Origin of the sequence: Streptomyces sp. NPDC056128 (assembly GCF_042263835.1) — a bacterium.
Taxonomy (GTDB): domain Bacteria; phylum Actinomycetota; class Actinomycetes; order Streptomycetales; family Streptomycetaceae; genus Streptomyces.
In genome coordinates this window covers 80,281-103,107 of sequence record NZ_JBHJVQ010000010.1, presented here as the reverse complement: position 1 = coordinate 103,107, position 22,827 = coordinate 80,281, and the positions used below count along the sequence as shown (strand labels likewise).

Annotated in this window: 24 protein-coding genes; 13 read left to right on the top strand and 11 right to left on the bottom strand. The window is 72.3% G+C overall.

Annotated elements, in window-relative coordinates; translation table 11 throughout:
• Positions 1–60 precede the first annotated feature (60 nt).
• The 8 genes from ACFC1X_RS20805 to ACFC1X_RS20770 all read left to right on the top strand — a co-directional run bounded on the left by ACFC1X_RS20805 (position 61) and on the right by ACFC1X_RS20770 (position 6,977).
• Positions 61–342: a type II toxin-antitoxin system Phd/YefM family antitoxin gene (locus tag ACFC1X_RS20805; protein ID WP_376355687.1), complete on the top strand. Its 282-nt coding sequence runs from the start codon at positions 61–63 to the stop codon at positions 340–342.
• A gap of 266 nt (positions 343–608) precedes the next feature.
• The gene (locus ACFC1X_RS20800; protein WP_064726706.1) at positions 609–911 is read left to right on the top strand and encodes an urease subunit gamma; all 303 of its coding nucleotides are present in this window, start codon (positions 609–611) and stop codon (positions 909–911) included.
• Between the two features lie 14 nt (positions 912–925).
• Positions 926–1,237: an urease subunit beta gene (locus ACFC1X_RS20795; protein WP_376355685.1), complete on the top strand. Its 312-nt coding sequence runs from the start codon at positions 926–928 to the stop codon at positions 1,235–1,237.
• Positions 1,230–2,951 (top strand): urease subunit alpha, encoded by a 1,722-nt coding sequence (locus tag ACFC1X_RS20790; RefSeq protein WP_376355683.1) that lies wholly within the window; start codon positions 1,230–1,232, stop codon positions 2,949–2,951. Before ACFC1X_RS20795 ends, ACFC1X_RS20790 begins: the two co-directional genes overlap by 8 nt.
• 8 nt (positions 2,952–2,959) lie before the next feature.
• Positions 2,960–3,634 carry an urease accessory protein UreF gene (locus tag ACFC1X_RS20785; protein WP_376355681.1) on the top strand — a complete coding sequence of 225 codons (675 nt, stop codon included), beginning with the start codon at positions 2,960–2,962 and terminating at the stop codon, positions 3,632–3,634.
• 171 nt (positions 3,635–3,805) lie between these two features.
• Positions 3,806–4,483, top strand: a complete 678-nt coding sequence (ureG, locus tag ACFC1X_RS20780) for an urease accessory protein UreG (protein ID WP_376355679.1) — start codon at positions 3,806–3,808, stop codon at positions 4,481–4,483.
• Positions 4,471–5,247, top strand: a complete 777-nt coding sequence (locus ACFC1X_RS20775) for an urease accessory protein UreD (RefSeq protein WP_376355677.1) — start codon at positions 4,471–4,473, stop codon at positions 5,245–5,247. Before ureG ends, ACFC1X_RS20775 begins: the two co-directional genes overlap by 13 nt.
• Positions 5,248–5,363: 116 nt before the next feature.
• On the top strand, positions 5,364–6,977 hold the full coding sequence (locus tag ACFC1X_RS20770; protein ID WP_376355675.1) for an alpha/beta hydrolase: 1,614 nt from the start codon (positions 5,364–5,366) through the stop codon (positions 6,975–6,977).
• 57 nt (positions 6,978–7,034) lie between these two features.
• On the opposite strand, the gene ACFC1X_RS20765 is transcribed toward ACFC1X_RS20770, so the two are convergent.
• The 3 genes from ACFC1X_RS20765 to proP form a co-directional block, all read right to left on the bottom strand.
• On the bottom strand, positions 7,035–8,069 hold the full coding sequence (locus ACFC1X_RS20765) for an NAD-dependent epimerase/dehydratase family protein (RefSeq protein ID WP_376355673.1): 1,035 nt from the start codon (positions 8,067–8,069) through the stop codon (positions 7,035–7,037).
• A gap of 88 nt (positions 8,070–8,157) precedes the next feature.
• Entirely contained in the window at positions 8,158–8,880 is a 723-nt protein-coding gene (locus ACFC1X_RS20760) for a 1-acyl-sn-glycerol-3-phosphate acyltransferase (protein WP_307010103.1), read from the bottom strand.
• A gap of 139 nt (positions 8,881–9,019) precedes the next feature.
• Entirely contained in the window at positions 9,020–10,534 is a 1,515-nt protein-coding gene (gene proP / locus ACFC1X_RS20755) for a glycine betaine/L-proline transporter ProP (protein WP_376355670.1), read from the bottom strand.
• Positions 10,535–10,675: 141 nt separating this feature from the next.
• Here proP and ACFC1X_RS20750 point away from each other — a divergent pair, with 141 nt between their 5' ends.
• Positions 10,676–11,131 carry an RpiB/LacA/LacB family sugar-phosphate isomerase gene (locus ACFC1X_RS20750; RefSeq protein ID WP_376355669.1) on the top strand — a complete coding sequence of 152 codons (456 nt, stop codon included), beginning with the start codon at positions 10,676–10,678 and terminating at the stop codon, positions 11,129–11,131.
• Positions 11,132–11,187: 56 nt separating this feature from the next.
• Here the strand turns inward: ACFC1X_RS20750 and rocD are convergent, their stop codons facing one another.
• The 3 genes from rocD to ACFC1X_RS20735 all read right to left on the bottom strand — a co-directional run bounded on the left by rocD (position 11,188) and on the right by ACFC1X_RS20735 (position 13,871).
• Positions 11,188–12,408, bottom strand: coding sequence for an ornithine--oxo-acid transaminase (gene rocD, locus ACFC1X_RS20745; protein ID WP_376355668.1), 1,221 nt, complete (start codon positions 12,406–12,408; stop codon positions 11,188–11,190).
• Complete coding sequence (ddaH, locus tag ACFC1X_RS20740) at positions 12,405–13,244, bottom strand: dimethylargininase (RefSeq protein ID WP_376355666.1); 840 nt, start codon at positions 13,242–13,244, stop codon at positions 12,405–12,407. Before ddaH ends, rocD begins: the two co-directional genes overlap by 4 nt.
• A gap of 123 nt (positions 13,245–13,367) precedes the next feature.
• Positions 13,368–13,871: an Lrp/AsnC family transcriptional regulator gene (locus ACFC1X_RS20735; protein ID WP_122620898.1), complete on the bottom strand. Its 504-nt coding sequence runs from the start codon at positions 13,869–13,871 to the stop codon at positions 13,368–13,370.
• Positions 13,872–13,948: 77 nt separating this feature from the next.
• Here ACFC1X_RS20735 and ACFC1X_RS20730 point away from each other — a divergent pair, with 77 nt between their 5' ends.
• The 4 genes from ACFC1X_RS20730 to ACFC1X_RS20715 are packed head-to-tail and all read left to right on the top strand — an operon-like array spanning position 13,949 to position 18,079.
• Positions 13,949–14,707 carry a LytTR family DNA-binding domain-containing protein gene (locus tag ACFC1X_RS20730; RefSeq protein WP_122620897.1) on the top strand — a complete coding sequence of 253 codons (759 nt, stop codon included), beginning with the start codon at positions 13,949–13,951 and terminating at the stop codon, positions 14,705–14,707.
• A 2-nt stretch (positions 14,708–14,709) separates the two neighbouring features.
• A complete protein-coding gene (locus ACFC1X_RS20725) occupies positions 14,710–15,069 on the top strand; it encodes a hypothetical protein (protein ID WP_376355910.1) in 360 nt (119 codons plus the stop codon).
• Positions 15,066–16,865, top strand: a complete 1,800-nt coding sequence (locus ACFC1X_RS20720; RefSeq protein ID WP_376355663.1) for a cation acetate symporter — start codon at positions 15,066–15,068, stop codon at positions 16,863–16,865. The genes ACFC1X_RS20725 and ACFC1X_RS20720 overlap by 4 nt, the downstream gene beginning before the upstream one ends.
• Before the next feature lie 8 nt (positions 16,866–16,873).
• Positions 16,874–18,079 (top strand): sensor histidine kinase, encoded by a 1,206-nt coding sequence (locus ACFC1X_RS20715; RefSeq protein ID WP_376355908.1) that lies wholly within the window; start codon positions 16,874–16,876, stop codon positions 18,077–18,079.
• Positions 18,080–18,100: 21 nt separating this feature from the next.
• Here ACFC1X_RS20715 and ACFC1X_RS20710 read toward each other — a convergent pair whose 3' ends face one another.
• The 5 genes from ACFC1X_RS20710 to ACFC1X_RS20690 all read right to left on the bottom strand — a co-directional run bounded on the left by ACFC1X_RS20710 (position 18,101) and on the right by ACFC1X_RS20690 (position 22,658).
• Complete coding sequence (locus ACFC1X_RS20710) at positions 18,101–18,271, bottom strand: hypothetical protein (protein WP_107291848.1); 171 nt, start codon at positions 18,269–18,271, stop codon at positions 18,101–18,103.
• Positions 18,272–18,362: 91 nt separating this feature from the next.
• On the bottom strand, positions 18,363–19,313 hold the full coding sequence (locus tag ACFC1X_RS20705) for a cytochrome c oxidase assembly protein (protein ID WP_376355661.1): 951 nt from the start codon (positions 19,311–19,313) through the stop codon (positions 18,363–18,365).
• Positions 19,314–19,475: 162 nt separating this feature from the next.
• On the bottom strand, positions 19,476–20,501 hold the full coding sequence (locus tag ACFC1X_RS20700) for a 6-phosphofructokinase (RefSeq protein ID WP_376355659.1): 1,026 nt from the start codon (positions 20,499–20,501) through the stop codon (positions 19,476–19,478).
• 166 nt (positions 20,502–20,667) lie between these two features.
• On the bottom strand, positions 20,668–21,396 hold the full coding sequence (locus ACFC1X_RS20695; protein ID WP_376355657.1) for a type 1 glutamine amidotransferase: 729 nt from the start codon (positions 21,394–21,396) through the stop codon (positions 20,668–20,670).
• A 23-nt stretch (positions 21,397–21,419) separates the two neighbouring features.
• Positions 21,420–22,658 carry a MurT ligase domain-containing protein gene (locus ACFC1X_RS20690; protein WP_376355655.1) on the bottom strand — a complete coding sequence of 413 codons (1,239 nt, stop codon included), beginning with the start codon at positions 22,656–22,658 and terminating at the stop codon, positions 21,420–21,422.
• Between the last annotated feature and the right edge of the window lie 169 nt (positions 22,659–22,827).

Genomic DNA, 22,827 nt, shown 5'->3' with positions numbered 1-22,827 from the left:
GTCCACCCGGCCCGGCGGCGGCGCAGCCGGTCGGCGGGGGGTGAACCGTAAGCTGGGGACATGGCCTACGAGATTCCGGTGACGCAAGCCAGGGCTGAGCTCGCCGACCTGATCAACCGGGTGGTGTACGGCGGCGAACGCGTCGTCGTGACGCGGCACGGCAAGCCTCTCGTCGCCCTGGTCTCCGCCGCCGACCTGGAGCGCCTGGAGGAGGCCGGGGAGCCGTCGGAGGGGCAGGTGGTCACCTCGGTCACCGGGGTCCGTGACACGGCCGCCCCGACACCCCGCGAACGCCACCGCTTCGGCATCGCGGCGGAGCACAGGGGACCGAACCCGACCTAGGGCCCGCCGCCCGAGCGCGCCGCCCGAGTGCCCCGGCGGTGCGCGGGCAGGCGGGAGTCCGCCGACGGCCCCGGTAATCAGTCGGTCAAAACCGGGTCACACGGCGGAAACACTGTAGCCGTACTCTCCACCCCTGTTCACCTGCGGTTTTCGAACAACTGGCGGGTGCGCTGCGGCCCATTCGTGTGTGTTACATCTAGAGCCGTCGCGGTGGCCGCGGCAGCCCGGACCGCCCGGTCCCGGCGTCATGTCCTGTGAGGTGGTACATGCAACTGACCCCGCACGAGCAGGAGCGACTGCTCATCCATGTGGCCGCGGACGTGGCGGAGAAGCGCCGCGCGCGAGGCGTGAAGCTCAACCATCCCGAGGTCGTCGCGCTGATCACCGCGCACATCCTCGAAGGCGCCCGGGACGGGCGGACCGTGGGCGAACTCATGTCCTCCGGACGCAAGGTGCTCCAGCGCGACGAGGTCATGGAGGGCGTCCCCGAGATGATCCACGACGTGCAGGTCGAGGCCACCTTCCCGGACGGCACCAAGCTGGTCACCGTCCACGAACCGATCGTCTGACGGGGACGGCGGCCATGATTCCCGGAGAGATCCTCTTCGCCGACGCGCCGGTCCCCTTCAACGAGGGGCGCCCGGTCACCCGTCTGACCGTCCTCAACACCGCCGACCGGCCCGTCCAGGTCGGCTCCCACTACCACTTCGCCGAGGCCAACCCCGGTCTCGAGTTCGACCGCACCGCCGCGCACGGCACCCGCCTGAACATCGCCGCCGGCACCGCCGTCCGGTTCGAGCCCGGCATCCCCGTCGACGTCGAGCTGGTCCCCCTCGCGGGAGCCCGCGTCGTCATGGGCCTGCGCGGCGAGACCGGAGGTGCCCTCGATGCCTGAGCTGTCCCGCGGCGCCTACGCCGACCTGTTCGGCCCGACCACCGGCGACCGGGTCCGCCTCGCCGACACCGACCTCTTCGTCGAGATCGAGGAGGACCGCGCGGCCGGCCCCGGACACTCCGGGGACGAGGCCGTCTTCGGCGGCGGCAAGGTGCTGCGCGAGTCCATGGGCCAGTCGCGCGCCACCCGCGCCGAAGGCGCCCCCGACACCGTTGTCACCGGCGCCGTGATCATCGACCACTGGGGCGTCGTCAAGGCCGACGTCGGCATCCGCGACGGACGGATCACCGGCATCGGCAAGTCCGGCAACCCGGACACGATGGACGGCGTCCACCCCGACCTCGTCATCGGCCCCGAGACGGAGGTCATCGCGGGCAACGGCAAGATCCTCACCGCGGGCGGCATCGACACCCACGTGCACTTCATCGCGCCGACCGCCGTCGACGAGGCCCTGGCGTCGGGTGTCACCACCCTTATCGGCGGCGGCACGGGCCCGGCCGAGGGCAGCAAGGCGACCACCGTCACCCCGGGTTCGTGGCACCTGGCGCGGATGTTCGCCGCCCTGGAGTCGAGCCCCGTCAACATCGGCTTCCTGGGCAAGGGCAGCACCATGTCCAAGGAGTCCATGCGCGACCAGCTCCGCGCCGGAGTGCTCGGCTTCAAGATCCACGAGGACTGGGGCGCCACCCCCGCCGTCATCTCCGCCTGCCTGGACGTCTGCGAGGAGTCCGGCGTCCAGCTCGCCGTCCACACCGACACCCTGAACGAGGCGGGCTTCGTCGGCGACACCTTCGCCGCGGTGGCGGGCCGCACCCTGCACGCCTTCCACGTGGAGGGCGCGGGCGGCGGCCACGCGCCCGACATGATCACCGCGGTGTCGCTGCCCAACATGCTCCCGGCCTCCACCAACCCGACCCGGCCGCACACCGTCAACACCGTCGAGGAACACCTCGACATGCTGATGGTCTGTCACCACCTGAACCCGGCCGTCCCCGAGGACCTGGCCTTCGCCGAGTCCCGCATCCGGCCCAGCACCATCGCCGCCGAGGACGTCCTGCACGACATGGGGGCGATCTCCATCATGGCGTCGGACGCCCAGGCCATGGGCCGCATCGGCGAGGTGATCATGCGGACCTGGCAGACCGCGCACGTGATGAAGCGGCGCCGCGGCCTCCTGCCCGGCGACACGCGGGCCGACAACCACCGCGCCCGTCGATATGTCGCCAAGTACACCATCAACCCCGCCGTGGCCCAGGGCATCGAGCACGAGGTCGGCTCCGTCGAGACCGGCAAGCTCGCCGACCTGGTGCTCTGGGAACCACGGTTCTTCGGGGTGAAGCCGCAGCTCGTCCTCAAGGGCGGTCAGATCGCCTACGCGCAGATGGGCGACGCGAACGCCTCCATCCCCACCCCACAGCCGGTCCTGCCGCGCCCGATGTTCGGCGCGTACGGGACGGCGCCGGCCGGCAACTCGGTCGCCTTCGTCGCCGAGCGGGCCGTCGAGGACGGACTGGCGGAACGGCTGGGACTCGGGCGGGAACTGGTGCCGATCCGGTCGACCCGCGGCCGTACCAAGGCCGACATGCGGGAGAACGACGCACTGCCCCGCGTGGAGGTCGCCGCGGACTCCTTCGCGGTGGCCATCGACGGCGAACTCGTCGAGCCCGCGCCCGTCACCGAACTGCCGCTGGCCCAGCGGTACTTCCTCTTCTGAGCGCCGGGATGAGCCGCGCAGCACTGCTCGTCCTCGCGGACGGCCGCTTCCCCGCCGGAGGGCACGCCCACTCCGGCGGGGCGGAGGCCGCCGTCCGGGCGGGACGCGTGACCGACGCCGCGAGCCTGGAGGAGTTCTGCCGGGGGCGGCTGCACACGAGCGGCGCCGTCGCGGCGTCCCTCGCGGCGGCCGCGGCCCTCGGTGCGGACCCCGTCGGGCTCGACCGGGCCGCCGACGCCCGTACCCCTTCGCCCGCCCTGCGGGGGGTGGCGCGCAGGCTCGGGCGGCAGTTGATGCGGGCCGCGCGGGCGACCTGGCCGCATCCCGAACTCGACGCGCTGGCGGGGAGGTTCCCCAAGGGGGCGCATCAGCCCGTCGTGCTGGGGGTCGCCGCCCGTGCCGCCGGGCTGGGGGCGCTGGACGCGGCGTACTGCTCCGCCTACGAGGGGGTGAGTGGGCCGGCCACCGCGGTGGTGCGGCTGCTCAGCCTCGATCCGTTCGACGCGACGGGGGTGCTGGCGCGGCTCGCGGGCGACGTGGATCTGGTGGCGCGGGACGCGGTGGAGGCGGCGGGGCGCGTCCTGGCCGACGGGGTGGATGTGCTGCCCGCGCGGTCGGCGCCGTTGCTGGAGATCGCGGCGGAGGCGCATGCGGAGTGGGCGGTTCGGTTGTTCGCCTCGTAGAGCGTTGTTCGCCCCCGCCGCCCCTTCCCATTCCCGACCCCAGGGGCTCTGCCCCTTCGACCCCGCCAAGGGGGCTTCGCCCCCCTGGACCCCCCTTCGGCCTGGACGGCCTCGTCCTCAAACGCCGGACGGGCTGAATGACGCGGACCCCGATTTTGACAGGAGACCCGAATGCATCTTGACCACCACCACGGACTCCCCGCCGCCGTCTCCGCCGATGCCCGGCGGCCCGACGGTACGCGCCGGGCGGTGCGGATCGGGCTCGGTGGGCCCGTCGGGTCCGGGAAGACCGCCACCGTCGCCGCGCTCTGCCGGGCCCTGCGCGAGGAGTTGTCGCTCGCCGTGGTGACCAACGACATCTACACCCGCGAGGACGCCGAGTTCCTGCTCCGGGAGGCGGTGCTGCCGCCCGAGCGGATCACCGCCGTGGAGACCGGGGCCTGTCCGCACACCGCCATCCGGGACGACATCTCCGCCAACCTGGAGGCCGTGGAGGACCTGGAGGACGAGGTCGGGCCGCTCGACCTGGTCCTCGTGGAGTCCGGCGGGGACAACCTCACCGCCACCTTCTCCAAGGGGCTCGTCGACGCCCAGATCTTCGTGATCGACGTGGCCGGCGGCGACGACATCCCGCGCAAGGGCGGGCCCGGCGTCGCCACCGCCGACCTGCTGATCGTCAACAAGACCGACCTCGCGCCCTACGTCGGCTCCGACCTCGCGCGGATGGCCGCCGACGCCAAGGCGCAGCGCGGTGAACTGCCCGTCGTCCTGCAGTCGCTGCGCGGGGAGGACGGGGTGGCGGAGGTCGCCGACTGGGTACGGGGGCGGATCGCCGCGTGGACCGCGTGACCAGTCCGGGCGGCGTCCGGGCGAGGGCCCGGGTCCTCGCCCGCGGCGACGGGCGCGGCGGCACCGTCCTGCCCGTGCTGGAGGGCGAGGGGCCGCTCGCGGTGCGGCGGACCCGGGGGAGCGGTGCCGAGGCCCGGGTGATGCTGGTCGGGGCGATGAGCGGGCCGCTCGGCGGCGACCACTTCACGGTGACGGCCGAGGCGGCCCGGGGCGCCCGGCTGCGGCTCGGCTCGGCCGCCGCCACCCTCGCCCTGCCGGGGCAGGACAAGGCGGACTCCCGCTACGACGTCCGGCTCACCGTCGGCGACGACGCCGAACTGCGCTGGCTGCCCGAGCAGCTGATCTCCGCGCACGGCAGCGACCTGTACGTCGGCACGCGCGTCGACCTCGCCGCCGGAGCCAGGCTGCTGCTGCGCGAGGAGCAGGTGCTCGGTCGGGCCGGGGAGGAACCAGGCCGCCTCACCAGCCGTCTGACGGTACGGATCGAGGGCCGCCGCGTCCTCGACCAGGAACTGGCCTGCGGACCGGGCGCCCCGGGCGGCTGGGACGGGCCCGCGGGGCTCGCCGGACACCGTGCCGTCGGCCAGCTGGTCGTCGTACGGCCCGGGTTCGCGACGGAGCCGCCGGCCGCCCGGGTGTTCGAGGAGGGCGCGGCCGTCATGCCGCTGGCCGGGCCCGCGGCCCTGGTGACCGCCGTGGCTCCGGACGCGCTGCGGCTGCGGCGGCTGCTGGACGGGGCGTTGGCCTCGCTGGGACGCGACTAGCGAACGCCTTTCTCCGTTTATCGGATTGGCAAAGAAGTAGTACTTGGTCTGTTCTCAGCCGACGCACAGCCGCGAGGATCCCCGTACTTGTCACGAACACGTACGGGGAGGGCCACTTGAGCAAGAGCAGAGTGCGGCGGAGGGCGACGGCGTTCGGCACGGCCGGAGCGCTGGTCACCGCCACGCTGATAGCCGGCGCCGTCACGGCACCCACCGCGAGCGCCGCACCCGCGTCCGGGCAGCCCTCCGCGCAAGGCTGGGACCGCGAGGCCCGCGGTGCCGTCATCGCCGCCGCCCGCGCCGCCCGCGCCGGGGTCGACTGGCAGGACTGCCCCGCCGACTGGAACCTCCCCAAGCCGATCCAGTGCGGCTACGTCACCGTGCCGCTGGACTACGCCAAGCCGTTCGGCAAGCAGATCAAGATCGCCGTCGACCGCATCGGCAACACCGGCACGAAGAGCGAGCGCCAGGGCGCCCTCCTCTACAATCCCGGCGGCCCGGGCGGCTCCGGACTGCGCTTCCCGGCCCGCGTCACCGGCAAGAGCGCGGTGTGGGCCAAGACGGCCAAGGCCTACGACTTCGTCGGCTTCGACCCGCGCGGCGTCGGCAAGTCCGCGCCGATCTCCTGCGTCGACCCGCAGGAGTTCGTCAAGGCGCCCAAGATGGACCCCGTGCCCGGCTCCGAGGCCGACAAGCTCGCCCAGCGCAAGCTCGCCCGGGAGTACGCCGACGGCTGCTTCGAGCGCAGCGGCGAGATGCTCCCGCACATGACCACGCCGAACACCGCCCGCGACCTCGACGTCATCCGGGCCGCCCTCGGCGAGAAGAAGCTCAACTTCCTCGGCGTCTCCTACGGCACCTACCTCGGCGCCGTCTACGGCACCCTCTTCCCCGGCCACGTGCGCCGCATGGTCGTCGACAGCGTCGTCAACCCGTCCCGCGAGAAGATCTGGTACCAGGCCAACCTGGACCAGGACGTCGCCTTCGAGCAGCGCTGGAAGGACTGGCAGGACTGGGTCGCGAAGAACGACGCCACCTTCCACCTCGGTGACACCCGCGCCGAGGTCCAGGAGCAGTGGCTGAAGCTGCGCGCCACCGCCGCGAAGGAACCCCTCGGCGGCGTCGTCGGCCCGGCCGAGCTGATCTCGTTCTTCCAGAGCGCCCCGTACTACGACTCCGCGTGGGTGCCCACCGCGACCATCTTCGGCAAGTACGTCGCCGGTGACACCCAGGCCCTCGTCGACGCGGCCGCGCCGGACCTCTCCGACACCGCGGGCAACGCCTCGTCGGAGAACGGCAACGCCGTCTACACGGCCGTCGAGTGCGCCGACGCCCAGTGGCCCACCGACTGGCGGACCTGGGACACCGACAACACCAAGCTGCACCGCGACCACCCGTTCATGACCTGGGCCAACGCCTGGATGAACCTGCCCTGCGCCACCTGGCCGGTCAAGCAGCGCACCCCGGTGGACGTGAAGACCGGCAAGGGCCTCCCGCCGGTGCTGATCGTCCAGTCCGAACGGGACGCGGCCACCCCGTACGGCGGCGCCGTCGAACTGCACAAGCGGTTCAAGGGATCCCGCCTCATCACCGAGCGGGACGCCGGCTCGCACGGCGTCACCGGGCTGGTCAACCCGTGCGTCAACGACCGGGTCGACACCTACCTGCTCACCGGGAAGGTGGACACCAAGGACGTGACCTGCGCCCCGCACGCCACGCCCAAGCCCTGACCCTCGCGGCAGGCAATGGGGGGCGGCCGGTCCGACCGGCCGCCCCTTCGGCCGTTCTCAGCCCTCGCGCGCCGCGAACCAGGCGTCCTCCGCCGCGTAGTCGAAGAGGTCGCCGTACGCCTCGAACATCTTGGGGTACGCCTCCCGCCAGTCGCGTCCGGCCAGCCGCTCCTCGATGAAGGCGACCGTCTCCGCCAGGTTGTCGGCGTACCGGCCCACCGGGCGGTAGCCCAACTGGCGTTCCGCCTCGCTCATGTCGCACACGACGGGCGCGGACACCGACCACGGCGTGTCGCCCACGGTCTCCGCGGGCGGCTCCCCGTCCACCAGGACGTCCTCGGTCTCCACGCCCATCACCCCGTCGACGGCCGCCGCGATCTCCGCCACCGTCGGCGCGTCCGGGTCGACCGCGTTCAGGACGCGGCTGCCCGGCCGGGGCGCGGCCAGCCGGATCAGCTCGGCGATGGTGTGCACACCCGCCGGGTGGAAGCGGCTCTCGCCCCCGTACGCGAGTACCCGCCGGCGCCTGCCGTCGAGGTTGCGCTTGACGAAGTACAGCTCTCGCGGGGTCCGGCAGTACGGACCGTGCACCGCGCCCGCGCGCAGCAGGGTCGCGGGCAACCGGTCGCCCGCCGCGAGGAGTTCACGCTCCAGCGCCGCCTTCCGGGTGCTGTACGAGGCGTCGCCCGGCTCGACGGTGCGCTGCGCCTCCGTGAGCGGCACCGGGTAGTGCGGGAAGCCGTCGGGCTCCGACTGGGTGTCGAAGTTCCGGCCCTTGTCGTCCTCGTAGACCGAGACGCTGGAGACCACCACGGCCGAGCCGACCCGCCCGGCGAGTGCGGTCAACTGCCGTGCGTGCCTCGCGTCGAAGGCCACCGTGTCCACCAGGACGTCACAGCCCTCACCGACCGCCGCCGACAGCGCCGCGTCGTCCTCCCGGTCGGCGCGTACCACCCGTACGTCCTGCGGCCACCGCGCGTCCCGGTCGCCGCCCCGCGAGACGGCCGCCACCTCCCAGCCGTCCCGGGCCAGTGCCCCCACGGCCACGCGTCCGATCTGTCCCGTCGCCCCGATCACCAGTGCACGTGTCATACGCCGACCGTAGGCGTGTGTCCCGGCACCGGCCACGGCCTTCTGCCGACAGCAGACGACCTGCCCCAGGCCCTGTCGTCAACAGGCCCTAGCGGTGCGGCAGACGGGGGAACCGGCGTCCCTGCGCCGCCTTCTCCGCCTCCTCAGCCTTCACGTCCGCGGCGTACCGGTCGACGTACTCCTGACCGGACAGCGACAGGATCGCGTACATGATCTCGTCGGTGGCGGCGCGCAGCACGGCCTTCTCGCCCTCCATGCCCGCGTAGCGGGAGAAGTCCAGGGGCTCGCCGAAGCGGATCACCACCGGGTGCACCTTGGGGATCTTCCGGCCCGGCGGCTGCGCCTCGAACGTGCCGATCATCGCGCAGGGCACGACCGGCACCCCCGCCCTCAGCGCCATCACCGCGACGCCGACCTTCCCCTTGTACAGCCGCCCGTCGTGCGAGCGGGTGCCCTCCGGGTAGATGCCCAGCAGCTCGTCCTTGCCCAGCACGCCCAGTCCCTCGCGGATCGCGGCCTGCCCCGCCTCCTTGCCGGAGCGGTCGACGGGAATCTGCCCGGCGCTGCGGAAGAAGTAAGCCGTCAGCCTGCCCTTCAGACCCGGCCCTGTGAAGTACTCGGCCTTGGCGAGGAAGGTGATGCGGCGTCTGAGCACCGCCGGCATCAGGAAGTGGTCCGAGAAGGAGAGGTGATTGCCCGCCACGATGGCCGCCCCCGACGCCGGTACGTGGTCCAGGCCCTCGATCCGGGGCCGGAAGACCAGCCTCAGCAGCGGGCCCAACAGCACGTATTTGAGGACGTAGTAGAACAAGGCGTCGCTCCTCAGCCCGGTGGGACGGCACGATCGCCGTGTTCTCACTGGTCGACCGGCGTCTGCCGGGCTGCCAGTGTAGGTGCGGGCCGGGCCCGCCCGGAACCGGACGTGCCCGGCCCGCCGGCCGTACTTCCCGTCAGAACTTGGGCGTCGGCGCCTGTGCCTCGACCATCTCCGCGGCCTCCTCCTCGCTCTGCACCGAGGGCGGGGAGCCTTCGAGCGGCTGCTGGGCCGTCTCCTTCATGCAGGCCACCGCCACGACACCGATCAGGGCCGCGGCCATCGCGTAGTAGGCGGGCATCATGTCGGAGCCGGTCACGCTGATCAGCGCGGTGATGACCAGCGGCGTGGTGCCGCCGAACAGGGACGCCGAGAGGTTGTAGCCGACCGACAGGGACCCGTACCGGACGTTGGTGGGGAACATCGCCGGGAGCGCCGCCGACATGGTGCCGAGCAGACACACCAGGGACAGACCGAGCATCAGCATGCCCGCCGAGACAGCGAGCAGACTGCCCTCCTGGACCAGCACGAAGGCCGGTGCGGACAGGACGAAGAAGCTGATCATGCCGGTCATCAGCAGGGGCTTGCGGCCGAAGCGGTCGGACAGCTTCCCGACCTGACTGATGATCAGCATCAGCAGCACCATGGTCGCCACGAGGATCATCAGGCCGTGGCTCTCGCTGTAGTGCAGCTCGTCCGACAGGTACGTCGGCATGTACGACAGCAGCATGTAGTCGGTGATGTTGTACGCGCCGACCAGCGCGATGCACAGCACCAGCGACCGCCAGTGGGTCCGGAAGATCTTGGCGAGGTCCCCCCGGGCGGTGGTCTCCACCGCCGTCGCCGCCTCCGAGATGTGGACGTTGGAGTCCTCCAGCTTCAGGAACGCGGGCGTGTCGTCCAGCCTCAGCCGCAGGTAGATACCGACGATGCCCAGCGGCGCCGCGACCAGGAACGGGATGCGCCAGCCCCAGGCGTCCATCGCGTCGGTGCCGAGCCAGGCCGTGAGGCCGGTGACCAGACTCGCCGCGCCGGTGTACCCGGCGAGCGTGCCCAGCTCCAGGAAGCTGCCGAAGAAACCGCGCCGCTTGTCGGGCGCGTACTCGGCGATGAACGTGGAGGCACCGCCGTACTCGCCGCCGGTCGAGAAGCCCTGGAGCAGACGGAACAGGATCAGCAGGACCGGGGCCCAGAAGCCGATCGAGGCGTAGCTGGGGATGAGGCCGATGGCGGCGGTGCCGATCGCCATCAGGATCATCGTCAGCGCGAGCACCTTCTTGCGGCCGATCTTGTCACCCATGGGACCGAAGAACATGCCGCCCAGCGGACGCACCAGGAACGCCACGGCGAACGTGGCGAACGAGGAGAGCAGCTGCGCCGTGTCGCTCCCGGACGGGAAGAACACCCGGCCGATGGTGCCGGCCAGATAGGCGTAGATGCCGAAGTCGAACCACTCCATGGCATTGCCGAGGGACGCCGCCTTCACGGCACGCTTGACCGCGGCCTCGTCCGTGACGGTGATGTCCGAGCGGCGCAGCCGCGGGTTCTGCCGGCGCTTGATGGCCCGGAACAGGGCCCGGTGGCGGCGCACCGCCGCGGCGTCGGGTTCCTGGCCGTTGTCGGTGGGGGACGTGGCGGCCTCCCTTTCCACGCGCAGTCGCTCCTGGCGGAGCGCTGCTCGGTCGTACGATTCTCAGGTCGTACCGTTCCCCCGATCATGCTGGGTATGGTCGTGACTTCAGTCATGCGGTTGAGCCGATGAGGTGAGCCGGCGGGTGGGTACCCTGCGCACATGCGCATCGCCGTCTCCTCCGACATGGACGAACCCGTGGCCCGGCTCCTCGTGGAGGAGCTGCGCGGACGCGGACACGAGGTGCTCGCGCACGGCGCGCTGAGTGCCGGGGCGGACGAGCGGTGGGCCGTGTGCTCGGAGCGGGCGGCCCGTGAGGTCGCCGACGGGCGGGCCGACCAGGCCGTGGTGTGCTGCTGGACCGGCACCGGCGCGTCGATCGCCGCCAACAAGGTGCCGGGTGTCCGCGCGGCCCTGTGCGCCGACGCGTACACGGCGGACGGGGCCCGCCGGTGGAACGACGCGAACGTGCTCGCTCTCAGCCTGCGGCTGACGTCGGCGCCGCTGCTGCGGGAGATCCTCGACGCCTGGTTCGCGGGCGGGCCGAGCGAGGACGCCGAGGACCGCGAGAACGTCACGCGCGTGGAGCGGCTCGACCGGGGTCGAACCGCTCCGTAGGACGTACGCGACGAAGGACGTCGCGAGGAAGGACGTACTCCTCGCAGGACGCTCCGTCAGGACGTCAGGACCTTCTCCAGCGTCCCGAGCGCCCCTTCCAGCTCCGCGGCGGTGACGGTCAGTGGCGGCGCCAGCCGGATCGTCGAGCCGTGCGTGTCCTTGACGAGGACGCCCTCGCGCATCAGCCGCTCGCTGATCTCACGGCCGGTGCCCAGCGCCGGGTCCACGTCGACCCCCGCCCACAGCCCCCGCGCGCGGAAGCCGACGACGCCCCTGCCGACCAGCGCGGCCAGACCCTCGCGCAGCACCGCGCCCAGCTCCGCCGCCCGGCGCTGGAACTCGCCGGTCTCCAGCAGCTCCACCACCGCCGTGCCGACCGCGGCCGCCAGCGGGTTGCCGCCGAACGTCGAACCGTGCTCGCCCGGGTGCAGCACGCCCAGCACGTCCCGGCGGCCGACCACCGCCGAGACCGGGACGATGCCGCCGCCCAGCGCCTTGCCGAGCAGCACCACGTCCGGCACGACCGACTCGTGCGCGACGGCGAGCGTGTGCCCGGTGCGGCCGAGACCCGACTGGATCTCGTCCGCGATCAACAGGCAGCCCGCCCGACGGGTCAGCTCCCGCACCCCGGCCAGATAGCCGTCGTCCGGGATCAGCACCCCCGCCTCGCCCTGGATCGGCTCGATCAGCACGGCCGCCGTCGTCTCGTCGACGGCCGCCTCCATCGCCGCCAGGTCGTTGTACGGCACCACCCGGAAACCCGGCGTGAACGGGCCGAAGCCCGCGCGCGCCGTCTCGTCCGTGGAGAAGCTGACGATCGTCGTCGTACGGCCGTGGAAGTTGTCCGCCGCGACCACGATCGTCGCCCGGTCCGCCGGGACGCCCTTCACGTCGTAGGCCCACTTGCGGGCCACCTTGATGCCGCTCTCCACCGCCTCCGCGCCGGTGTTCATCGGCAGCACCATGTCCGTGCCGGTCAGCGCGGCCAGCCGCTCGGCGAAGCCCGCGAGCCGGTCGTTGTGGAAGGCGCGTGAGGTGAGGGTGAGCCGGTCCAGCTGGCGGTGGGCGGCCTCGACCAGCGCCGGGTGGCGGTGCCCGAAGTTGAGCGCCGAGTAGCCGGCCAGCATGTCCAGGTAGCGGCGGCCCTCCACGTCCTCGACCCAGGCGCCCTCCGCGCGGGCCACGACCACGGGCAGCGGGTGGTAGTTGTGCGCGAGGACGGGCTCCTCCGCGCGGATCAGCTCCGCGGAGCCGCGGGTGGGGGCGGGTGCGGTCATGAGCGGGTCTCCCGGATCTCCTGGGTGCAGCACTTGATGCCGCCACCGGCCTTGTGGAACTCGGACAGGTCGACGGGGACGGGCACGTAGCCGCGGCCGGCGAGCCGGTCGGCCAGGGCCCGGGCCTCCGGCGCGATGAACACGTGCCGCCCGTCGGAGACGGAGTTCAGCCCGAACGCCATGGCGTCCTCGCGGGTGGCGAGCACCGCGTCCGGGTAGAGCCGCTCCAGCACCTCGCGGCTGCCCGGCGAGAACGCCTCGGGGTAGTAGGCGATGTTCGCCTCGGAGCCGTCGGCTCCGTCGTCGAGCACGAACAGCGCCGTGTCCAGGTGGTAGAAGTACGGGTCCACCAGCGTCAGCGAGACCACCGGCACGCCGAAGAACTCCTGCACCTCGCGATGCGCCTCACGGGTGGTGCGGAACCCGGTGCCGGCCAGGATCCAGCGGCCGGCCGGGACCAGGTCGCCCTCGCCCTCGCAGACCGACTCGGGAAGCTGGACCTCGAAGCCCCGCGTCTTGAACCACGCCATGAAGGGCAGGGACTCGGGGCGTCGCTCGGGCGCGTGGAAGAGCGAGCCGAAGACCCGCCCCTCGACCACGACCGCGCAGTTCGCCGCGAACACCATGTCGGGCAGGCCCGGGACCGGGTCGACGCCGTCGACGGTGTGGCCGTGGGCACGGTAGACGTCGACCAGCGCCTGCCACTGGTCGAGGGCGCGTATGACATCGACCGGTCGGTCGGTGCTCATCCACGGATTGATCGCGTACTGCACGGCGAAGTGTCTGGGTTCGCAGACCAGGAAGCGCCGTCGGCGCGGCACACGGGACTCGGGCACAGAGGGGTACCTCCGCTCCTCACGGTGTGTAACTGGGTTGACACCACGGTAGAAACCGACGACCACGCCCGACAAGCGACAAAGGCTGCGTGTTGCCGCACGATCGCTGCGTCTGCCACCAGGTCAGCGCACGTCTGCTGCGCCCTCCGGAGCCAGCAGACCCGCGCCCGCCTCCGGACTGTCCGGGATCAGGTGGGACAGCACCATCACACTGATCGTCTTCCGGATGAACGGCTCCGCACGGATCCGCTCCAGCACCTCCTCGAAGTGCTCCACGTCCCGCGCCCGCACGTGCAGCAGGGCGTCCGCGCCACCGGTCACCGTCATCGCCGCCCTGATCTCCGGATAGCCCCGCACGACCTCCGCCAGGCGCCGCGGCGGCGCCGCCCCCTCGCAGTACACCTCCACGTACGCCTCGGTGCGCCAGCCCAGCGCGGCGGGCCGCACCGTCGCCGTGAACCCGGTGATCACCCCGGTCTCGCGCAGCCGGTCCACCCGGCGTTTGACCGCCGTCGAGGAGAGCCCGATCTCCGCGCCGATCTCGGCGAAGGACGTCCTGGCGTTCGTCATCAGGGCGGTGACGATCTTCCGGTCGAGTTCGTCGAACGGAGTGGGCCTGCTGTTCATGCGGGCACTGTATCCAGCGGATACGTCCACGCCCGGCCCGTGTGCAGGCGTACGGATTACTCCTACACTCCAGCCTCATGCTGCGCGCCCTCGCTGTCGACGACGAACGCCCCACGCTCGAAGAACTCGTGTACCTGCTCAACGCCGATCCCCGCATCGGCGCGGCGGAGGGCGCGAGCGACGCGACCGAGGCGCTGCGCCGCATCAACCGGGCCTTGGAGTCGGGCCCCGACGGGCCGGACGCCATCGACGTCGTCTTCCTCGACATCCAGATGCCCGGCCTCGACGGACTGGACCTCGCCCGGCTGCTGACCGGGTTCGCGCGTCCTCCGCTGATCGTGTTCGTCACCGCGCACGAGGACTTCGCCGTGCAGGCCTTCGACCTGGAGGCCGTCGACTACGTCCTCAAACCCGTGCGCCGGGAACGGCTCGCCGAGGCGGTGCGCCGCGCCGTCGAGCAGCGCGGCGCGACGCTCCCCTCACCGCGGATACCCGTCCACGAACCCGACCCCGACCACATCACCGTGGAACTCGGCGGCGTCGCCCGCTTCGTCCCCGTCGACGACATCACCCACGCCGAGGCCCAGGGCGACTACGCCCGCCTGCACACCGACAAGGGCAGCCACCTCGTCCGCATCCCGCTGTCCACCCTGGAGGAACGCTGGCGGGCCCGCGGCTTCGTCCGCATCCACCGCCGCCACCTCGTCGCCCTGCGCCACATCGGCGAACTCCGCCTGGACGCCGGCACCGTCAGCGTCCTGGTCGGCACCGAGGAACTCCAGGTCAGCCGCCGCCACGCCCGCGAACTGCGGGATCTGCTCATGCGGAGGCCGTGACCGTGCCCCAGGACCCCGGCGAGCGCCGCGTCACCGTCACCGGCCCGCCCAGGCGCACCGGACGGGCCTCCGGCTACTACCGCCCGCGCACCGAGATCGACGAGCAGACCACCCTCGGCCACACCTACGTCCGCTCCCTCATGCGCAGCCAGCTGCGCGCCGGCCTCACCGCCCTCGCGGTCCTCGGTCTCCTCGTCGGACCGCTGCCCCTGCTCTTCGCGGCGCTGCCCGACGCCCGCCGCCTGGAATGGGCCGTCCTCGGCTTCGGCCTGTACGCCCCGCTGGTCCTCCTCGCCCGCTGGTACGTGCGCCGCGCCGAGCGCAACGAACGGGACTTCGTCCGCCTCGTCGAGGACCGATGAACTCCAGCTACGCCATACCCGCGGTCGCCCTGGTCGTCGTGGCCACCGTCCTGGTCGGCGCCTTCGGCCTGCGCATCTCCCGCACCACCTCCGACTTCTACGTCGCCTCCCGCACCGTCGGCCCCCGCCTGAACGCCGCCGCCATTAGCGGCGAGTACCTCTCCGCCGCCTCCTTCCTCGGCATCGCCGGCCTGGTCCTCGTCCAGGGCCCCGACATGCTCTGGTACCCGGTCGGCTACACCGCCGGCTACCTGGTCCTGCTGCTCTTCGTCGCCGCCCCGCTGCGCCGCTCCGGCGCCTACACGCTGCCCGACTTCGCCGAGGCCCGGCTCGCCTCCCAGGGGGTGCGGCGGCTCGCGGGCGCCTTCGTCGTCGGCGTCGGCTGGCTGTACCTGCTGCCCCAGCTCCAGGGCGCCGGACTGACCCTCACCGTGCTCAGCGGCGCCCCCGACTGGCTCGGCGGGGTGATCGTCGCCGTCGTCGTCACCGGTGTGGTCGCCGCCGGCGGCATGCGCAGCATCACCTTCGTCCAGGCCTTCCAGTACTGGCTGAAACTCACCGCCCTGCTCGTCCCCGCCCTCTTCCTGGTCCTCGCCTGGCAGGGCGACGGCGCGCCCGGCCGCCCCTTCGAGGAACCGGCCACCTTCCGCGAGCAGCGCTCCGTGCGGGTCGACGACAGCCTCACCCTCAAGCTCGACCGCCCGCTGACCGTCACCGTCGACGGCACCGTGGACGGCCGCGCCCACGACGGCACCCGGCTGAGCCTGCCCACCGGCACCCACCGCATCGAGGCCGGCACCCGCCTCACCTTCGCCAAGGACACCCCGGTCCCGGCCGCCGGACGCGGCGCCGACGACGCCCTGTCGCCCTCCCGCGCCGAGAGCCGCACGGAACGCCCGCTGTACGCCACGTACGGCCTGATCCTCGCCACCTTCCTGGGCACCATGGGCCTGCCGCACGTCGTGGTGCGCTTCTACACCAGCCCGCACGGCGTCGCCGCCCGCCGCACCACCGTCGCCGTGCTCGGCCTGATCGGCGCCTTCTACCTGCTTCCGCCCGTCTACGGCGCCCTCGGCCGCCTCTACGCCCCCGAGCTGACCCTCACCGGCGACGCCGACGCCGCCGTCCTGCTGCTGCCCGACCGCGTCATCGGGGGAGTGGGCGGCGACCTGCTCGGCGCGCTGGTCGCGGGCGGCGCCTTCGCCGCGTTCCTGTCCACCGCGTCGGGGCTGACCATGGCCGTCGCGGGCGTCCTCACCCAGGACGTGCTGCCGTCCCGCGCCGTGCCGCACTTCCGCCTTGGCACCCTCCTCGCCATGGCCGTGCCGCTGGCGGCGAGCGCGCTGGTCGGCGGGCTGCCCGTCGCCGACGCCGTGGGTCTCGCCTTCGCCGTGTCGGCCTCGTCCTTCTGCCCGCTGCTCGTCCTCGGCATCTGGTGGCGCCGGCTGACCCCGCCAGGCGCCGCGGCCGGGATGCTGGTGGGCGGCGGCTCCGCCCTGCTCGCCGTCGCCGCCACCATGGGCGGCTTCCCGGGCGGCGGCGGGGCGCTGCACGCGCTGCTGGCCTGGCCGGCCCTGTGGTCGGTACCGCTGGGCTTCCTCACCATGGTGCTGGTCTCCCTGGCCACACCGGGCCGGGTACCGGCCGGGACCGCGGCGATCCTGGCCCGCTTCCACCTTCCGGAGGAACTGGGCACGGAGGAGCTGCGCGGGGAGGGCCGCCCGGCCGACGCGCTGACCGCCGGCGGCCCTCCCTCGGGCGATCTTCGGGCGCCGCGCAAGGAGGCGACGCCGTGAGCGGCTCCCTGGGCGGTTTCCTGGCGGGCCTCGCCGTCGCCCTGCTGCCCCTGCTGGCGGCGGGCTTCTGGCTGGGGCGGCGCACCGCCCGCCCGCAGAGCCTCGGCGGCCTCGGCACCCCGGTCGAGCACGCCACCTTCCAGACCCTGCACACCGCGTCCCTGGCCACGCCGCCGCTGCGGGCGGGCCTGACCGAGGAGACCGCCGGCAAGTCCGCCCGCAAGCTGCGCTCCCTGCTCGGCACGGACGCGCTGTGCCTGACCGACCTCAAGGAGGTCCTGGTCTGGGACGGTGTGGGCACCCATCACCGCACGGAGATCATGGAACGCCTCGCCGGGCCGCTGGAGACGGGCCGCGGCGAGGCGTTCCCGCTGACCTGCGACATCCCCGACTGTTCGGTGCGCTGGGCGGTGGTCGCCCCGCTCACCGTCGACGACCGGGTGCACGGCGCCCTGGTCGCCTGCGCGCCCCGCGAGTCCGCCGTCCTGGTCCGGGCCGCCGGGGAGGTCGCCCGCTGGGTCTCCGTCCAGCTGGAGCTGGCCGACCTCGACCAGTCCCGCACCCGGCTCATCGAGGCCGAGATCAAGGCGCTGCGGGCGCAGATCTCCCCGCACTTCATCTTCAACTCGCTCGCGGTGATCGCGTCCTTCGTCCGCACCGACCCCGAGCGCGCCCGCGAGCTGCTGCTGGAGTTCGCCGACTTCACCCGCTACTCGTTCCGGCGGCACGGTGACTTCACCACCCTCGCCGACGAGCTGCACGCCATCGACCACTACCTTGCGCTGGTGCGGGCCCGCTTCGGCGACCGCCTCGCCGTCACCCTCCAGGTCGCCCCCGAGGTGCTGCCGGTCGCCCTGCCCTTCCTGTGCCTCCAGCCGCTGGTCGAGAACGCCGTCAAGCACGGTCTGGAGGGCAAGGCGGACCGCTGCCGCATCCAGATCACCGCGCAGGACGCGGGCGCCGAGGCCCTGGTCGTCATCGAGGACGACGGCGCCGGCATGGACCCGGGCCTGCTGCGCCGCATCCTCGCGCGCGAGGTCAGCCCGTCGGGCGGCATCGGGCTGTCCAACGTCGACGACCGCCTCCGCCAGGTCTACGGAGACGACCACGGCCTCGTCATCGAGACGGCCGTCGGCGCGGGCATGAAGATCACCGTCCGGCTGCCGAAGTACCAGCCGGGCGTGCACTCGGCGGGCCGGCTGGGCCGCGAGTGAGGGGGCGGGCGCTCCGCGGGCTCAGGCGCTGCGGGTGGCCACCATCCCCAGGGTGATCAGTCCCAGCACGACCCAGCCGAACCACAGCCAGCCGTTGCTTCCGAGCGCCACCGTGTAGGCCGTCACCGCGACCAGGCCGCCGATGGTGAGCGCCCCCATCGTCTTCGTCGAACTGTCCGTGGAACCGGGCATCGCAACACCCTCCTCGTGGTCCGTTGCCTTCCATGGTGCCCCGGTTCTGCCTCCATGGAGCACGGACCACGGGATACGGTCCCGGTTCGCTTCAGCCGCCGCGTGTGTTCAGCGAGGCCAGATAGGCGTTGTAGGCCGCCAGCTCCTTGTCGCCGTCCCGGTCGGCGGCCCGGTCGGTACGGCGGGCCTGGCGCTGCTCGGAGGCGTACCACTGGAACAGCAGGGCGAGCAGGACCAGCACGGACGGGACCTCGCTGAAGGCCCAGGCGATGCCGCCCGCCGCGTTCTGGTCGGAGAGCGCGTCGATGCCGAGCGACGCGGGCGGGTTCTCGAACGTCTTCACCATCGGCGCCGACGCCATCATCAGCGCGATGCCGAAGAACGCGTGGAACGGCATGCCCGCGAACAGCTCCAGCATCCGCATCAGGTAGCCCGGCCGGTGCGGGCCCGGGTCCACACCCATGATCGGCCAGAAGAACACCAGCCCGACGGCGAGGAAGTGCACCATCATCGCGATGTGCCCGGCCCGGGAGCCCATCAGGAAGTCGAAGAGAGGCGTGAAGTACAGGGCGTACAGGCTGGCGATGAACAGCGGGATGGTGAACGCGGCGTGCGTGATGATCCGCATGTAGCGGCTGTGCAGCAGCATCAGCAGCAGCTCGCGGGGACCCTTGCTGCCGCGGGCCGCCGGCGGCAGCGCGCGCAGGGCCAGGGTGATCGGGGCGCCGAGCAGGATCAGGATCGGCGAGACCATGCTGATGATCATGTGCTGCACCATGTGCACGCTGAACATGACCATGCCGTAGTCGTTGAGCTTGGTGCACATCATCAGCACGATGCTCAGCACACCGATGACGAAGGCCACGGTCCGGCCGACCGGCCACTTGTCACCGCGCCGCACCAGCCGCGCCACACCCCAGCCGTACAGCGCCAGTCCCACCAGGCAGGCGATCAGAAAGAACGGGTCCGCCGACCAGGCGAGCCCCCGCCCCAGCGTGAACGGCGGCAGATCCATCGTCATGCCGTGCCCGCTGTGATCCATCCGCCGGCTCCTGATTCGTGGGGGTTGAACGCAGTCTGTCCGAAGCAAGACTAGAACCGCCCCCGGCACCATCAATCACCGGGGGCGGCAAGCGCCCCCCAGGGGCGCGGGGAACTGCGCGAGCAACCACGAACCACCCGCAGTCGGCGAACTACGTCAACCTCAGAGAACGCATTCCGCCTCCGCGTACCGCGCATCCGGCACCGTCTTCAACGACTCGACCGCGTCAGCGAGAGGCACCATCGCGATATCCGTCCCACGCAGGGCCGTCATCATCCCGAACTCCCCACGATGCACGGCCTCCACCGCATGCCACCCGAACCGCGTCGCCAGCACCCGGTCGTACGCCGTCGGCGTACCCCCGCGCTGGACGTGTCCGAGGATCACCGGCCGGGCCTCCTTGCCGAGCCGCTCCTCCAGCTCGATGGAGAGCTGGCGGGCGATCCCGGCGAAGCGCTCGTGACCGTAGACGTCCTTGCCGCCCTCGTCGAAGTCCATGGAGCCCGCCTTCGGCTTGGCACCCTCCGCGGCCACCACGATCGCGAACCGCTTGCCCGCCGAGAAGCGCTCGCCGACCTTCGCGGTCAACTCGTCGATGTCGAAGGGCCGCTCCGGGACGACCACGGCGTGGGCGCCGGCCGCCATGCCCGAGTGCAGCGCGATCCACCCGGTGTGACGGCCCATGACCTCCACGATCAGCACCCGCTGATGGGACTCGGCGGTGGTCTTCAGCCGGTCCAGGGCCTCGGTCGCCACGGTCACGGCGGTGTCGAAGCCGAACGTCACATCGGTGACCGCTATGTCGTTGTCGATGGTCTTCGGCACGCCGACGATGGGCAGGCCGTTGTCCGACAGCAGGCGGGCCGCCTTCAGGGTGCCCTCGCCGCCGATCGGGATGATCGCGTCCAGGCCGAGTTCCTCGACGTGGCCGCGGGCGCGCTCCACGCCGTCCCGCAGGTGCTCGGGGCGGACCCGGGAGGAGCCGAGGATGGTGCCGCCGCGGGCCAGGATGCCGCCCACCGCGTCGAGGTCGAGCTTCAGGTAGTCGCACTCCAGGAGGCCCTTCCAGCCGTCCCGGAAGCCGATGACCTCGTCGCCGTGGTCGACGACGGCGCGGTGCACGACGGACCGGATGACGGCGTTCAGGCCGGGGCAGTCGCCGCCGGACGTGAGGACACCAATGCGCATAGCCCGAAATACCTTCTCAAACGTGGCACGGGTCCGGACCGCGCTGTCCGGCTCGATCCCCGCCACCCTAGCGGCATCGGGGGCCGGGACCGAACCACGCGTCCGCCTACTGGACCTGCCCGCTCACCTGTGCGGATGACCCATCAGACGGGCCGCCCCGGGAAGGTCACGCAGGCTGCTGCGCCGCCGCGATGCGCTCGTTGCGGAGCGCCTCGTACCAGCGGTCGTCCGTCGGCGGCAGCGCGTTCACGTCGAGGGCCAGCTTGAGCAGCAGGTCCGCGATCTGCGGATTGCGCGCCAGCACCGGGCCGTGCATGTACGTACCGAAGACCGTGTCGTTGTACGCGCCCTCGGTGCCGTCGCCCGTGCCGTTGCCGTTGCCGAAGCGGACCTGGGAGAGCGGGCGCGCGGTGGGGCCGAGGTGGGTGACGCCCTGGTGGTTCTCGAAGCCGGTCAGGGGCGGCAGCCCGAGGCGCGGGTCGATGTCGGCGAGGACGTCGCCGACGCACCGGGCGCCCTCGCCGCGCGTCGAGACCACGTCGAGCAGTCCGAGGCCCGGCTCGCGGTGGCCCAGGTCGTTGATGAACTCGTGGCCCAGGATCTGGTAGCCGGCGCAGACGGAGAACACGATCGCGCCGTTCTCCACGGCCCGGTGCAGGCCGCCGTCGCGGCGCAGCCGCTCGGCCGCGAGCCGCTGCGGGCGGTCCTCGCCGCCGCCGATCAGGTAGATGTCGCCGGAGGTCGGGATCTGCTGGTCGCTGCGCACGTCGAGCCGGGCCACGTCGAGGCCGCGCTGGCGGGCCCGGCGCTCCACCACGAGGGCGTTGCCCTGGTCGCCGTACGTGCTGAGCAGGTCCGGGTAGATCCAGACGATCCGCAGTTGGTTGTCGCTCACGAAAGTCCCCTGAAGTCTCGCGGTCAGTTGCCGACGCGGCGGCGCAGGTCCTGGAAGGCGGTGTAGTTGGCGATGACCTCGATCCGGCCGGGCGGGCACAGCTGCACCGCCTGGTCGAGGTCCTCGCACACCTGGAACTGCTGGTTGGCGACCTCCAGGCGCACCGCGAGGTCCAGCTTGCGGTCGCCGATCACGCAGATCGGGTGGCCGGTCAGCCGGGTGTAGTCCACGTCCCACAGCCAGGAGGTGTCGGTGCCGTCGGCCCCGCGCGCGTTCACCGAGAGGATCACCGGCGTGGGCGGCGGGTCGATCAGGGAGAAGGTCTCCAGCCAGCCCGCCGGGTTCTTGGCGAGCAGCAGACGCAGGTCGCGGCCCTGGAACTGCACCACGTCGTAGCGTCCGGCGACCGCCTGCACCTGGTACATGCGCTCCAGGGCGACCTGCGGCGGCACGCCGAAGACGGCGGCGACGGCGGCCGAGGAGGCGGCGTTGGCCTTGTTGGCGCGGCCCGGCAGCTGGAGGTGGATCGGCCAGGCGGAGCCGTGCGGGTCGAGGACGTGGTCGCCGGAGAGCGCCCAGCTCGGCGTCGGGCGCCGGAAGCCGCACTCGCCGCAGAACCAGTCGTCGCCGGGACGCTGCATCACGCCGCCGCACGCCGGGCAGGACCAGGCGTCGTCCTTCCACATCTGGCCGGCGGCGACCCAGATCACGTTGGGGGAGGAGGACGCGGCCCACACCACCAGCGGGTCGTCGGCGTTGGCGACGATCACGGCCTTCGAGCCGGTCAGGCCCTCACGCCAGTTCTCGGCGAGCATGCGGGTCTCGGCGGCGCGGTCCAGCTGGTCGCGGGAGAGGTTGAGGAGCGCGATGCACTTCGGCTCGGTGGCCTGGGCGACGCCGACGAGGTACTTCTCGTCGACCTCGATGACGCCGTAGCGGGCGTCCGAGCCGGCCGCGAGGGCCGAGGTGATGCCGGCCGGCATGTTGGCGCCGAGCGCGTTGGACACGACCGGCCCCGCGGCACGCAGCGCCTCGGCGATCAGCCGGGTGGTGGTGGTCTTGCCGTTGGTCGCCGAGACCAGGGTCACGTCCAGGTGCTGGGCGAGCCGGGCGAGGAGGTCCGGATCGAGTCTCAGCGCGACCTTGCCGCCGATCACCGAACCGCTGCCGCGCCCCGCGGCGCGCGAAGCCGCCGCGACCGCCTTGCCCGCGGTCACGGCGATCTTGGCCCGGGGCGAGAGCGGGTCCGAGTTGCCTGCCATCAGTTCTCGATCCTCCTTGCGTACGCGCCGCGCCTGAAGCCTGACGGCCACGTGGTGTGGACCTCAGCCTATCGAGATCCGTTCGCACTCCCGAATCGCGGCACCGGCCACGGGGCTCCGGCGGTGGGCGCGACCCGCCGGGGGACACAGGGACCTTACTCTTGCCGCC

Excerpts from the sequence above, each read along its gene's own strand:
- ACFC1X_RS20805 (WP_376355687.1), top strand. The coding sequence starts at position 61 with ATGGCCTACGAGATTCCGGTGACGCAAGCCAGGGCTGAGCTCGCCGAC.
- ACFC1X_RS20800 (WP_064726706.1), top strand. The coding sequence starts at position 609 with ATGCAACTGACCCCGCACGAGCAGGAGCGACTGCTCATCCATGTGGCC.
- ACFC1X_RS20795 (WP_376355685.1), top strand. The coding sequence starts at position 926 with ATGATTCCCGGAGAGATCCTCTTCGCCGACGCGCCGGTCCCCTTCAAC.
- ACFC1X_RS20790 (WP_376355683.1), top strand. The coding sequence starts at position 1,230 with ATGCCTGAGCTGTCCCGCGGCGCCTACGCCGACCTGTTCGGCCCGACC.
- ACFC1X_RS20785 (WP_376355681.1), top strand. The coding sequence starts at position 2,960 with ATGAGCCGCGCAGCACTGCTCGTCCTCGCGGACGGCCGCTTCCCCGCC.
- ureG (WP_376355679.1), top strand. The coding sequence starts at position 3,806 with ATGCATCTTGACCACCACCACGGACTCCCCGCCGCCGTCTCCGCCGAT.
- ACFC1X_RS20765 (WP_376355673.1), bottom strand. The coding sequence starts at position 8,069 with ATGACACGTGCACTGGTGATCGGGGCGACGGGACAGATCGGACGCGTG.
- ACFC1X_RS20750 (WP_376355669.1), top strand. The coding sequence starts at position 10,676 with ATGCGCATCGCCGTCTCCTCCGACATGGACGAACCCGTGGCCCGGCTC.
- rocD (WP_376355668.1), bottom strand. The coding sequence starts at position 12,408 with ATGACCGCACCCGCCCCCACCCGCGGCTCCGCGGAGCTGATCCGCGCG.
- ACFC1X_RS20735 (WP_122620898.1), bottom strand. The coding sequence starts at position 13,871 with ATGAACAGCAGGCCCACTCCGTTCGACGAACTCGACCGGAAGATCGTC.
- ACFC1X_RS20730 (WP_122620897.1), top strand. The coding sequence starts at position 13,949 with ATGCTGCGCGCCCTCGCTGTCGACGACGAACGCCCCACGCTCGAAGAA.
- ACFC1X_RS20720 (WP_376355663.1), top strand. The coding sequence starts at position 15,066 with ATGAACTCCAGCTACGCCATACCCGCGGTCGCCCTGGTCGTCGTGGCC.
- ACFC1X_RS20710 (WP_107291848.1), bottom strand. The coding sequence starts at position 18,271 with ATGCCCGGTTCCACGGACAGTTCGACGAAGACGATGGGGGCGCTCACC.
- ACFC1X_RS20705 (WP_376355661.1), bottom strand. The coding sequence starts at position 19,313 with ATGGATCACAGCGGGCACGGCATGACGATGGATCTGCCGCCGTTCACG.
- ACFC1X_RS20700 (WP_376355659.1), bottom strand. The coding sequence starts at position 20,501 with ATGCGCATTGGTGTCCTCACGTCCGGCGGCGACTGCCCCGGCCTGAAC.
- ACFC1X_RS20690 (WP_376355655.1), bottom strand. The coding sequence starts at position 22,658 with ATGGCAGGCAACTCGGACCCGCTCTCGCCCCGGGCCAAGATCGCCGTG.